The 12,514-nt window shown below is 76.5% G+C and carries 4 protein-coding genes; all 4 read right to left on the bottom strand.

From position 1 onward, the window contains the following. Positions 1-15 precede the first annotated feature (15 nt). Genes JQN84_RS25475 through JQN84_RS25460 form a run of 4 tightly spaced genes read right to left on the bottom strand, consistent with a single transcriptional unit; the run spans position 16 to position 12,462 of the window. On the bottom strand, positions 16-3,555 hold the full coding sequence (locus JQN84_RS25475) for a non-ribosomal peptide synthetase (RefSeq protein WP_204961083.1): 3,540 nt from the start codon (positions 3,553-3,555) through the stop codon (positions 16-18). After that, positions 3,552-5,900 carry a lantibiotic dehydratase gene (locus JQN84_RS25470; RefSeq protein ID WP_204961082.1) on the bottom strand — a complete coding sequence of 783 codons (2,349 nt, stop codon included), beginning with the start codon at positions 5,898-5,900 and terminating at the stop codon, positions 3,552-3,554. Before JQN84_RS25470 ends, JQN84_RS25475 begins: the two co-directional genes overlap by 4 nt. Continuing rightward, entirely contained in the window at positions 5,897-8,962 is a 3,066-nt protein-coding gene (locus JQN84_RS25465) for a thioesterase domain-containing protein (protein ID WP_204961081.1), read from the bottom strand. Before JQN84_RS25465 ends, JQN84_RS25470 begins: the two co-directional genes overlap by 4 nt. Next, on the bottom strand, positions 8,959-12,462 hold the full coding sequence (locus JQN84_RS25460) for an AMP-binding protein (RefSeq protein ID WP_204961080.1): 3,504 nt from the start codon (positions 12,460-12,462) through the stop codon (positions 8,959-8,961). Before JQN84_RS25460 ends, JQN84_RS25465 begins: the two co-directional genes overlap by 4 nt. Positions 12,463-12,514 lie beyond the last annotated feature (52 nt).

Raw genomic sequence — 12,514 nt, 5'->3', positions numbered from 1 at the left:
GGGAGGGAGGCGTCGTCACGGTTGGTGCGGTCGGCGGGGTGGCGGGGGCCGACGGGTCCGGCCGCGCCGGGCGGCGGCGCGCAACGCGGCGCGGGCCAGCTCGGGTCGGTCGGCGGCCCCGTCGAGGCTGGCGGCGAGCGCCCGGACGGTGGGGTGCCGGAACAGGTCGAGCATCGTGATCGACCGGCCGGTGGCGGCGGTGAGCCGGGCGTGCACCGCCGCCAGCGCCAGCGAGTGCCCGCCGATGTCGAAGAAGTTGTCGGCGACCCCGACCCGGTCGCGTTCCAGCACCTGCCGCCAGATGCCGGCGATCAGCTCCTCGGTCTCGGTCAGCTCGTCCGGCCCGGTCGGCACCGGCGCGACCGGGGCCGGTGCGGCGGCGGCCACCGTCATCGCGCCCAGCGCCGCCACCCGGACGGTCGGCCGGGGCAGCGCCTCGGCGACCGCGTCGGCCGGGGTGTCGGGGTCGGCGGCGAGCGCGCCGACCAGGTCGGCGAGGTCGGCCAGGAGCGCGTCGATCCGGTCGGCGTCGAACAGGTCGGGGTTGTAGACCACGTCCACCCCGCACCGGCCGTCGCGCTGCACCACGTAGACGGTGATGTCGAACGGGGAGCCGGGCTTGGGCACCGGCAGCGCCTCGGCGGTCAGCCCGGTCAGCGTCAGCCGGGGTGCGGTGAAGTTGAGCACGTTGAACAGCACCTGCACCAGGGGCGCCCGGGAGGTGTCCCGGCCGACGCCCAGGGTCTCGACGAGCTTCTCCAGCGGCGCGCCCGGGTGGGCGGTCGCCTCGTGCAGCTCGGCGGCGCACCTGTCGACCAGTTCGGCGAACCCGACCCCACCGCCGGTCGTGCCGTCGGGGCCGGTGCGCAGCCGCACCGGGACGGTGTCGATGAAGAAGCCGACCACGTCGTCGAAGGCGGCCAGCCGGCGGTCGGCGACGATCGCCCCGACCAGGTGGTCGTCGCCGCCGGTGAGCCGGCGCAGCAGCTCGGCGAATCCGGCCAGCAGCACCGCCGCGACGGTGCTGCCGCGCCGCCCGGCCAGGTCCCGCACCGCCCGGTCGGCGGTGGCGGTCAGGGTCACCGCTGCCTCCGCGCCCGCGTACGTCTGCACGGCCGGGCGGGGACGGTCGCGGGGCAGATCCAGCACGGTCGGCACGCCCCGCAGGTGCTCCGCCCACCAGGTGAGGTCGGCGGGGCCCTGCCGGCGGTCCCGCTCGTCGCGCCACACCGCGTAGTCGGCGTACGAGGCGGACAGCGGCGGCAGGGCCGGCGGCGTCCCGGCGACGGCGTGCGCGTACCCGGTGGCCAGGTCGGCGTAGAGGACGGCCTCGGACCAGCCGTCGAAGACCGCGTGGTGCATGGTCATCGCCAGCACGTGCTCGGCGGGGCCGAGCCGGTAGACGGTCACCTGCCAGGGCGGGCCGGTGGCCAGGTCGAAGGCGTGCGCGGCACCGGCGGCGAGCATCCCGGCCAGTTCGGCCTCGGCATCGGCGCGGCCGGTCAGGTCGACCACCGGCACCGCCACGTCGGTCGGTTCCTCGCACACCGCGTAGGGCACCCCGGCGGTCTGCGGGATGCGCCAGCGCAGCACGTCGTGCCGGGTGGCCACGGCGCGCAGCGCCGCGCCGAGCGCCCCGGTGTCCAGCGGGCCGCGCAGCCGGTGCGCGACGGCGATGTTGTAGGGGGCGCTGGAGGGGGCGAGCTGGTCGACGAACCACAGCCGGCGCTGCGGCGGGGACAACGTGGGGGGGTTGCCGGTGGTCAGCCCGTCGGCGTCGGCGGGCGCGGCGGCCCGCAGCCGGGCGGCCAGCGCGGCCGGGGTGCGCCCGGTCAGCACGTCCCGGGTGTCGACGTACCGGCCCAGCTCGGCGCGCAGCGCCGCGACCAGCCGCATCGCGGCGATGGAGTTGCCACCGGCGGCGAGGAAGTCGGTGTCCGGGCCGGGTGCCGCGCCGAGCAGCCGGGTCCAGGCCCGCCGCACGGCCCGCTCGACCGGGTCGGCCGGCTCGTCGGTCGGCCCGGCGGCGGGGGCGGCGGTCAGGGCGGCGTCGGCAAGCGCCCGCAGTGCCGGCCGGTCCAGCTTGCCGGTGGTGGCGCTGACCGGCAGGTCGCCGCGGCGCAGCAGCCGCGCCGGCAGCATCGCGGCGGTCAACCGCCCCCCGGCGTACGCCCGGACGGCGTCGTCGTCGGGCGCGGTGGCCGGGGTGAGGAAGGCGACCAGTTCCGTCCCGGCCGGGCCGGGCACCGCCTCCACGGCCACCCGCTCGACGCCGGGCACGGCGGCCAGCACGGCCTCCACCTCGCCCAGTTCGATCCGCTGGCCCCGGATCTTGACCTGCCGGTCGGTCCGGCCGAGATAGACGATCCGCCCGTCGTCGGCCTGCCGGACCAGGTCGCCGGTGCGGTAGAGCCGCTCGCCGGGCAGCCCGGAGAACGGGTCGGGGACGAACCGGTCGGCGGTCAGGCCGGGCCGGTTGAGGTAGCCGTCGGCCAGCCCCGGCCCGCCGATCAGCAGTTCACCGGTCTGCCCCGGCGGCACCGCCCGCAACGCGTCGTCCACCACGTACGCCCGGTGGTTGGGCAGGGGCAGCCCGATCGGCACCGGGTCGGTGTCGAGGCCGGTCAGCTCGCCGCTGACCGCCAGCACGGTGGTCTCGGTGGGGCCGTAGCCGTTGAGCAGCCGTCGGCCCGACGCCCAGCGGGCGGCCAGGTCGGCGGGGACGGCCTCGCCGCCGCAGAGCACCGTTCGCCAGCCGGGCACCCGGGCCGGGTCCAGCATGGACAGCACGGTCGGGGTGATGAAACCCCAGTTGACGTCGTGGGCGGCGATGAACCGGGCCAGCCGGTCCGGGTCGGCGCGGTCGTCCGCGCCGAGCAGTTGCACGCTGCCGCCGAGCAGCAGCGGGACGAACAGGTCGATGCTCGCCGCGTCGAAGCCGAGCGAGGCGATGCCGAGGCTGCGGACCCCGGCGTCGGCGGCGCTGAGCGCGGCGCAGCCGGTGACGAACTCCACCACGTTGCGGTGGGTGGTCAGCACCCCCTTGGGCCGCCCGGTGGAGCCCGAGGTGAACAGCACGTACGCCGGGTCGCCGGCCCGCGCCGGGCAGGGTGCCAGCGGGGCCGGGCCGGTGGCGGTGACCACCTCGATCCCGGGGGTGTCGGCGAACTCGACCGCCGCCGCGTCGCCGACGACCAGCGTCACCCCGGCGTCGGCGGCGATCTCCCGCAGCCGCCGCCGGGGGCCACCGGGCTCCAGCGGCACGTAGCAGCCCCCGGCGAGCAGCACACCGAGGACGTCGACCACCAGGTCGGGGCGGCGGTGGGCGCAGATCCCCACCCGGGTCTGCCGGCCCACCCCCCGGGCCCGCAGCGCGGCGGCCAGGCCGGCCGCCCGGCCGACCAGCTCCCGGTAGGTGAGCCGGTCGTCCCACTGGCGCACCGCCACCGCGTCCGGGCAGCGGGCCGCCCGCTCGACGATCAGGTCGGCAAGCGTGCCGTCCGGCCAGGGCAGCGTCTCCCCGGCGACGGCGCTGACGGTCAGGATGTCGGTCACTGCACTCCCCGTACGGTGGCGGGGTCGGCTCCCCGGTGGCTGGCGGGTTCGACGCCCGGGTAGGTGGCCGGGTCGGTGATCAGCAGGCGCAGTTCGCTGACGTAGCCCCGGCCCGCCGCATCGGGCACCCAGGAGTCGGCCGGGGTGGGCAGCAGCTCGGTGACGACCAGCGGGACGTCCGGGCCGGTCCGGGCGGCGGTGTCGACCATGGCGCACAGCGACTGGGCGTACAGCGGGCCGGTCAGGTCGACGTAGCAGGGCTTGACCTCGGTGCCGACCTTGACGAACACCCGCTCGGGCAGGTCGGCGGCGGCCCGGAAGCGGCGCACCGCGAGGTAGCGGGCCGTCTCGTCGGGGTGCCCGGCGAGGCCGCTGGCCCCCACCGTGGTCCGCCAGGTGCGTCGGGCCACCACCAGCCGGTCGATGACGATCCGGGGCATGTGCGGGGCCGGGTCGAGCAGCTTGAACGCGTCCAGCAGCAGCGCGCCGAGGACCTGGGCGAAGACCTCCACCAGCGGCCAGCGGACGCCGTCGGGGAAGACCGCGACCAGCTCGTCGCCGTCGTGGCAGACGGTGACGGCGGTGGACGCCACCAGCCTGTCGACGTCGGCCCCCTGCGCGGTGTCGATGCCCAGCTCACGGTCGGTGGGTCCGGGCAGGCCGTAGGTGGTGCGGGTGGCCCGCCGGGGGAAGCTCTCCGGCCACAGCACCCGCAGCCGGGTCGGGCCGAGATCGGTGTCGAAGTCCGCCCGCAGCGCCGCCGGGTCGGGGTGGAACATGCTGAGCACCGCGCTGTCGAACGCGATCGCGGCCGGATGCAGCTCGCCGAGGACCAGCAGGAACTCCCCCCGCTCGAACGCCTGCGGGGAGGCGGCGGCGAGCTGCACGTCGGGGTTGTGCAGCCGGGCCGACGGCCAGCCGGGCCGGTCGGCGGGGAAGACCTCGGCCACCTGCCCGGCCAGGTCGGCGGCGGACAGCCGCAGCTCGACGCAGTCGGCCGGCAGGTCCCGCAGGCCGAACAGCCGGGCCCACCGCTCGGTGAGCTCGGCCCCCGCGGTGGCGATCGGACCGTGCGGGGAGACCAGCGTGCCCTGGGCCAGCGACCAGATGTCGGCGAGCCGGACCGGCCCGTCGACGGCCAACTCGTCGTACAGCTCGGCCAGCAGGGTGCCGACCCCGACGCCGATCTCGGCGGTCAGCCAGCGGGCGGCCTGCAACACCACCGCCAGCGGGGCGGCCAGCGCGTCGAGGACCGGCGCGCCGAGGCGGAACTCCAGGTCCCGGGCGGAGTCCTCGTAGCAGACGGTGCGCCCGGCGTACATCTGGCCACGGTGGCGGGTGGCGGGCCGCCCGGTGACAGCGGTGAACTCGGTGTTGAGGCCGGCCAGCGCGGCGGCGAGCCGGTCCGGGTCACCGGCGGCGGCGGCGACCTCGTCGCGGGCCGCCCGCAGCCGGTCGAACCCGGCGGCGGCCCCGGCGCGGGCCGGGTCGTCGCCGATCGCGGCGATCCGGTCGGCGAGCACCCGTTCGGCGTCCGGGCTGACCGGCAGGTTGGCCCCCCAGGAGAGGTGGCCCCGCTCGACCCAGCGGTCCAACAGCAGGTAACCGTCGTCGACGCGGTGTACCAGCCCGTCGGCGTGCAGCCGCCGGACCAGGTCGACGGCGGGGGTCCGGCCGTCGCAGTCGGCCAGCAGCCGGGCCTCGGTGGCGGTCAACGCGATCGGCGGGTGCAGCGGCCGGCGCAACTGTCGGTCCTCGACGGTCAGGTGCGGTTGCCGCATCGGCGCCCACCACCGGCGGACGACGAGGTCGTCGGCGAGCCGGTCGGCGTACTCGGTCAACGCCCACGCCTCGAAGAACACCTGCCGGCGGGTGACCAGGGCCGGGCCGGGCCGCAGCTGCACGCCCGGGTGGGCGGGGTCGAACACGCCCCAGCAGACCGGGCCGAAGAAGCCGATCGTCTCGGCCTTGCCGCAGTACCGCTGCCAGTAGCGCAGCAGGCTCGACTCGCGCTTGCGGCGGCGGACGTTGCGCACCGCCGGATCGGTCCGCAGCAGCCCGTCCAACGCCGCCAGCATGTCCGGGTTCTGCCAGGTGACCGCCTCCCGCAGCAGCGGGTCGGCGGCGATCTCCCCGGCGGCGGCCGAGGACTCCAGGAAGGCCGCGCCGAGGATCTTGCCGAAGACCTCCGGTGGGACCTCCCCGGCGAGCACACCGTCGGCGGCGGCCGCCGCGCCGGGGGCGGCGAACCGGTCCAGCCCGGTGGCCGGGAAACCGGCGCTGCGCAGCACCACGTCCCGCCACACCGACCAGCCGGTGCCGCCCAGGGGTATCAGGTGGCTCATCGGGTGGCCTCCCCGGCGGGGGCGTCGACGATCTGCAACCGCAGCTCGCTGAAGTAGCGCCGGCCGGCGGCGTCGGGCACCCACGCCTGGTCGGGGGTGGGCAGCATCTCGCTGACCACCAGGGAGACCGCGTCGCCGCCGTCGACCCGGGCGGCCCGGACCATGGCGCAGAGCACGTTGGCGAAGGCGGGGCTGCTCAGGTCGACGAAGCAGGGCTTGGTCTCGGTGCCGAGCTTGACGTAGACCTGCTCCGGCAGGCCCAGCCGCCGCCGCCAGGCCCGGACGGCCAGGTAGCGGTCGCGTTCCCCACGCGCGTCGGCGAACCCGCACTGCCCGACGGTGGTCCGCCACGTCTCACGGGCCACCACCAGGTTGTCCAGCACGATCCGGGGCGTACGGGGGGCGGCGGCGACCAGCTTGAACCCGTCGACGGCGTGCGCGCTGAGCAGTTCGGCGAAGATCTCCACCAACGGCCACCGCTGTCCGTCGCCGGCGGTCGCGACCAGTTCCCCCCGCTCGTCGGTGACGGTGAGATCCACGGTGGGCAGCAGCCGGGCCGGGTCGCCGCCGGGCGCGGGCAGGAACGCCAGGTGCCGGTCCGTCGGCCCGGTCAGCGCCTCGGCGGTGCGACTGGTCCGGCGCGGCCAGTCGGTCGGGAAGAGCAGCCGGACCCGTCGTGCGCCGAGATCCTCGGCGAGCGCGGCGCGCAGCCGTTCGACGTCCGGATGCGCGGGGGTGAACACCGAGCAGTCGAACGACGACCAGCCGGCGTGCAGTTCACCCAGCACGACGGTGTAGTCCCCGCGCCGCAGGGCGTCCACGTCGGGGGCGCAGATCTGCAGGTCGGGGCTGTGCAGCAGGGCGTTGGACCAGGTCGGTCGGGTGGCGGGGAAGGTCGCGTCGACCCGGTCGGCGAGGTCGGCGACCCGCAGCCGGACCACCCCGGCGTCGGCGGGCCGGGTGTCCAACCCGAACAGTCCGGCCCAGCGGGCCGCGAACTCGGCGGCCACCGCGTCGACCGGCCGCTCCCCCTCGCCCCAGAACAGGCCCTGCACCAGGAACCACAGGTCGGACAGGGCGACCGGGCCGTCGCCGGCCTCGGCGCGCAGTTCCTCGTAGAGCGACCGGAACACCGCGTCGTACGCCTGCGCCAGCGCCTGCACCAGCCAGCGCGCGGCACGCAGCAGCACGTCGAGCGGGGCGGCGAGGTCGGCCAGCAGGGGTGCGCCGAAGACCGCGTCGAGGTCCCGGCTGGTGTCCTCGTAACAGATGGTCCGGCCGGCGTACATCTGGCCCTCCCGGCGGCGGGCGGCGGCCCCGGTCAGCGCGGTGAAGGTCCCGTCCAGTTCGTCGAGAGCGACCCGCAGCCGCTCGGGGTCGCCGGCCGCCGCGGCGACGGCGTCACGGGCCGCCCGCAGCTCGTCCCAGCCGGCCTGTGCGGCCAGCCGGGCCGGTTCGTCGCCGATCGCGGCGATCCGGGCGGAGAGCACCGGCTCGGCGTCGGGGCTGACCGGCAGGGCGGCGTCCCAGGTGAGCAGTTCCCGGGCCACCAGCCGGTCCAGCAGGGCGTAGCCGTCCTCGGGCCGGCGCAGCCCGACGGCCGGGTCGGCGACCAGGTCGTACGCGGGCCGGTGGCCGTCGACGGCGGCGAGCAGCGCGGCCTCCACCGGGGACAGCGGGACCGGTGGCCGGCCGGGCCGCAACACCTGGCGTCCCCGGACGCTGAGCTGGGCGCAGAGCCGCGGCGGCCACCAGCGGCGGACCGCCTCGTCGGCACCGATCCGGTCGGCGTAGGCCGTCAGCGCCCACGACTCGAACCAGACCCACCGGCGGCGGACCAGCGCCGCGCCGTGGTCGATCCGGGCCACCTCCGGCTGCTGCGGGTCGACGGTCACCCAGCAGCTCGGCCCGAAGAAGCCGACGGTCTCGTTCTTGCCGGCGTAGCGCTGCCAGTACTTGAGCAGCGCCCGTTCGCGGTCGCGGCGGCGCACGTTGCGGGCCGCGTCGCCGCCGCTGCGGGCCAGTCCGTCCAGGGCGACCAGCGCGCCCCGGTTCTGCCAGGTGACCGCCTCCCGCAGCAGCGGGTCGGCGGCCAGTTCGCTGCACCGGTGCGCGGCGGCGCGGACGGCCTCGGCGAACTCCTTGTCGAACCGGTCCGGTGGGGTGTCGCCGTCGAGCAGGTCGTCGGCGGCGGCGGCCAACTGCGGCGCGGCGAAGCGGGTCAGCCCGTCGGCGGGAAAGCCGGTGCCGCGCAGGATCGCGTCGCGCCACACCGACCAACCGGTGTCGCCCAGCGGCACCCGGTGACCGCCGACCCCGGCCGGCACCGGCCCGACGGCGGCTGGCAGGTCGGCGCGGATCAACCGCAGCAGCTCGGGCAGCCGGTCGTGCAGGAAGAAGTGGCCGCCGTCGAGTTCGTGCAGGGTGAAGCCGGCAGTGGTGTGCTCCGCCCAGGCGGCGCTCTGTTCCCGGCTGACCGCCAGGTCGTGCCGCCCGGCGAACGCCACCACCGGCACCGGCAGCGGCACCTCGGGGACGTACCGGTAGCTGTCGACCCGGCCGAAGTCGGCGCGCAGCAACGGCAGCAGCAGCTCCACCAGTTCCGGGTGGTCCAGCAGGCCGTCGGGCAGGCCACCACCGTCGGCGAGCCGGCGCAGCAGCTCGTCGTCGTCCACCCGGGACAGCCCGTCGAAGGAGCTCGCGGCGGTGACGTGCGGGGCGCGGGCACCGCCGACGTACAGCCGCACCGGCAGCTGACGGCCGGCCCGGCGCAGCTCCCGCACCACCTCGAAGCCGAGCCGCCCGCCCATCGAGTGTCCGTAGATCGCGTACGGGCGGTCGGCCCGGTCGGCGATGGCGGCGGCCAGCTCCGCGACGGTGAAGTCCGGGTCGTCGCCGATCCGGTTCTCCCGACCGGGTAGCTGCACCGGCAGCACCTCCACGTCCGGGCCGGCCTCCGGCTGCCAGCGGCGGAACGCGCTGGCTCCACCCCCGGCGTACGGCAGACAGAACAACTGCACCGGTGCCTGGGGTCGGCTTCCGGGCGAGACGAACCAGTTCACCGTGCGCCTCTCTGCGGTGGGTCGATCCAGTGCCGCCGGCGCTGGAAGGGGTAGCCGGGCAGTCCGGTGCGTCGGACGACGCCCTGCGGGTGCAGTGCGGCCCAGTCGACGTCGCGGCCGGCCACCCAGCCGGCGGCCAGGTCACGCAGCGCCCCCGGCGCACCGGCCACGGTGGCGTCGGTGGCGAGCAGTTCGTCGAGTCCGGCGACCGCCTCGGCCAGGTCGGCGGCGACCACGGCGGCCCGCCGGGCGAAGGACCGCCGGCCCAGCGCCAGGGTCGCGGCCACCTCGGGCAGGGCCGGCCCGACGCCGGCCAGGTGATGCCGCAGCCGGGTCAACGCCGCGTGCAACGCCTGCGGGGTACGCGCCGACACCGGCAGCAGCCAGGCCCGCGGCGGCGACGGCTCGACCGGTACGGCAGGTGGCGGCTGCTCCACGACCACGTGCGCGTTGGTGCCGCCGAGCCCGAACGCGCTGACCCCGGCCACCCGGCGCGGCGCGTCCGGCCAGTCCCGCGCCTTGGTGGGCACGTAGAACGGGCCGCCGGCCAGGTCGATCTCCGGGTGCGGGCGGGTGAAGTGCAGGTTCGGCGGGATCACCCCATGCTGGACGGCGAGCACCGTCTTGATCAGCCCGGCGATGCCGGCCCCGGCGTCGAGGTGACCGATGTTGGTCTTCACCGCGCCGAGCGCGCAGGACTCGGCGGGGGCGGCGCCGCCGTACACCTCGTGCAGGGCGGCGACCTCGATGGCGTCGCCCAGGGGCGTACCGCTGCCGTGGGCCTCGATGAAACGGACCTCGCCGGGGGCGACCTCGGCGGCGGCCAGGGCGTTCGCGACGGCGGCGGCCTGGCCGGCGGGTCCGGGGACCGCGAAGCCGGCCCGGTCGGGGCCGTCGTTGGTGACCGCCCAGCCGGGCAGGACGGCGTAGATCCGGTCTCCGTCGGCCTGGGCGTCGGCGAGCCGGCGCAGCGCCACCACGCCGACGCCGGACCCGAAGCCGGAGCCCTCGGCGGCCTCGTCGAAGGCGCGGCAGCGGCCGTCCGGGGAGGCCAGCCCGCCGGGGGTGGCCCGGTAGCGGGGCCAGGTGACGTTGACCCCGCCGGCGAGGGCGATGTCGCACTGGTAGTCGGCGAGGCTCTGGGCGGCGGTACACACCGCTACCAGGGAACTGGAGCAGGCGCTCTGCACGGCCACCGCCGGCCCGGTCAACCCGAGCCGGTACGCCACCTGGCCGGGCAGGTGGTCGGTGGACTGCCGGCCGATCAGCCGGGCCTCCCAGTCGTCCGGGTCGACGTCGCCGACCACCGCCGGGTTGTCCATCAAGTGGAACAGGAAGTAGCGGTTGGCGGAGGTGGCCGCGTAGACGCCGACCAGTCCGGGGAAGCGGGTCGGGTCGTGCCCGGCGTCCTCCAGCGCCTCCCATGCGGTTTCCAGGAAGAGCCGGTGCTGGGGGTCGGTCCGGGCGGCCTCCTCGTCGCCCATGGCGAAGAACTCGGCGTCGAAGTCGGTGACCCCGTCGAGCCGGCCGGTGGCCCGCACGTGCCGGGGGTCGGCGCGTAGTCGCGGCCCGATGCCGAGGGCGGTCAGCTCGGCGTCGGAGTGGTCGTGCACCGAGTCGACCCCGGCGCAGACGTTCCACCAGAAGGTGGCCGCGTCGGGTGCGCCGGGGAACCGGCCGGCGAGCCCCACCACCACGATCTCGTCGCCGGTGTACTCGCGGGCGGCGACCGACGGCGCGGTCGGGGTGGGCAGGCTCGGCGCGGGGGTCGGGCCGGTGCGCGCCGCCCCGGCCGGCGGCCCGTCGACACCCGGGTCGAGCAGCCGGGCCTGGGCGGCGATCGTCGGGTGGGCGAACAGCCGCACCATGGGCAGCGTCGCGCCGAACCGGTCGGCGATGCGCTGCTGCACCTGGCCGAGCAACAGGGACTGTCCTCCGGCGTCGAAGAAGCTCTCCTGCCGGCCGACGGCGTCGCGGCCGAGCACCGCGCACCAGATGTCGTGCACGGCCCGCTCGGTGTCGGTGGCCGGTTCCTGCCCGGCGGGGACCGTCCGGGGCGGGTCCGGCAGCGCCCGCTCGTCGATCTTGCCGGTGACGGTGAGCGGGAACGCGTCGAGGACCAGTACGGCGCGGGGCAGCGCGTAGTCGGGCAGCCGTCGGGCCAACGCGGTGCGCAGCGCCGCCGGGTCGAGGTCACCGCCGGCCGGCACGGCGTACGCGAGCAGCGTCCCGTCGCGGGCGATGGCGCGGACGGCGGCGACGCCCGGCTGCGCGGCGAGGACGGCCTCGACCTCGGTCAGCTCGACCCGGAACCCACGGACCTTGACCTGGCGGTCGAGCCGGCCGAGGCAGACCAGTTCCCCGTCGGGCAGCCACGCGCCGAAGTCGCCGGTGGCGTAGCTGGGCGTCCCGTCGGGGTCGACGCCGAACCGGTCGCTGTGTTGGCCGAGGTAGCCGGGGGCGAGGTGCGGGCTGCGCACCACGATCTCGCCGGAGTCGGCCAGCCGCAGCGTGTAGCCGGGTAGCGCCGTGCCGATCGGCAGCGGGCCGGTGCGGCCCGGGTCGGCGTCGGCCAGCGGCAGCGCGTACCGGGCGGCGAACGTCATCTCGGTGGCGCCGTAGCCGTTGACCAGCACGCATCCCGGGGCGAACCGGTCGCGACCCCGGGCGGCGTCGACGTGGGTGGCCTGCTCGCCGCCGAGCAGCACCACCCGGATGCTGTCCAGCCGTCGCTCACCGAGGGTGTCGAGGAGGAACCGGTAGACCGTCGGGGTGGAGTGGTAGACGGTGACCCGGTGCCGGGCGAGTTGCCCGACGGCGTACGCCAGGCCGTGCCGGCGCAGGTCGACCGGGACGACGGCGGCCCCGGTGAGCAGCGCCGGGTAGAGGTCGGGGATGGCCGCGTCGAAGCTGAACGAGGCGAGCAGGCTGAGCCGGTCGGTCGGGCCGATGGCCAGGGTGCGGATCTGGTTGTCGACGACGTGCCGCAGGTTGCGGTGGGTCTGCGCGACGGCTTTCGGGGTGCCGGTGGACCCGGAGGTGAACAGCACGTAGGCCGGGCTGTCGGGATCGACCGGGACGGGGTGCAGCACGGCGGTGGCGGTCGGGTCGAGGACCAGCACGGCGGTGCCGGGGCGGGCGGCGCACAGGGCGTCGGCGAGGTCGCGGTGGTCGGGGACGCAGGCCACGACGCGCACGTCGGCGGCGGCGAGCATGTGCCGGAGCCGGTCGACCGGGAAGCCGGGGTCCAGCGGCACGTACACGCCACCGGCGGCGAGGGTGCCGAGGACGGCCGCGATGGTGCCGACGCCGTGCCCGGTGAGCAGGGCGACCCGGTCGCCGGGGCGGACGCCGGCCGCGGTGAGCGCGACCGCGTGCCCGCCGACGGTGGCGGCCAGGGCGGCGTAGCTGACCTCGTGGGTCTCGCCGAGGATCGCCGGGTGGTCGGTACGGGTGGCCGAAACCTCGGCGAACTGTTGGATGATCGTCGGTTGCGCCATGTCAGCGGATCGGCTCGACTCCACTGTGGGCGGCCGCGCAGGAACAGCCGAT

Origin of the sequence: Micromonospora humidisoli (assembly GCF_016900955.1) — a bacterium.
Taxonomy (GTDB): Bacteria; Actinomycetota; Actinomycetes; order Mycobacteriales; family Micromonosporaceae; genus Micromonospora; species Micromonospora wenchangensis.
The sequence above is the reverse complement of the archived record's forward strand: the minus strand, read 5'-3'. Positions and strand labels throughout refer to the sequence as shown.

What these genes read in the sequence shown, in the direction of transcription:
- JQN84_RS25470 (WP_204961082.1), bottom strand. Translation starts at nt 5,900, where the DNA reads ATGAGCCACCTGATACCCCTGGGCGGCACCGGCTGGTCGGTGTGGCGG.
- JQN84_RS25460 (WP_204961080.1), bottom strand. Translation starts at nt 12,462, where the DNA reads ATGGCGCAACCGACGATCATCCAACAGTTCGCCGAGGTTTCGGCCACC.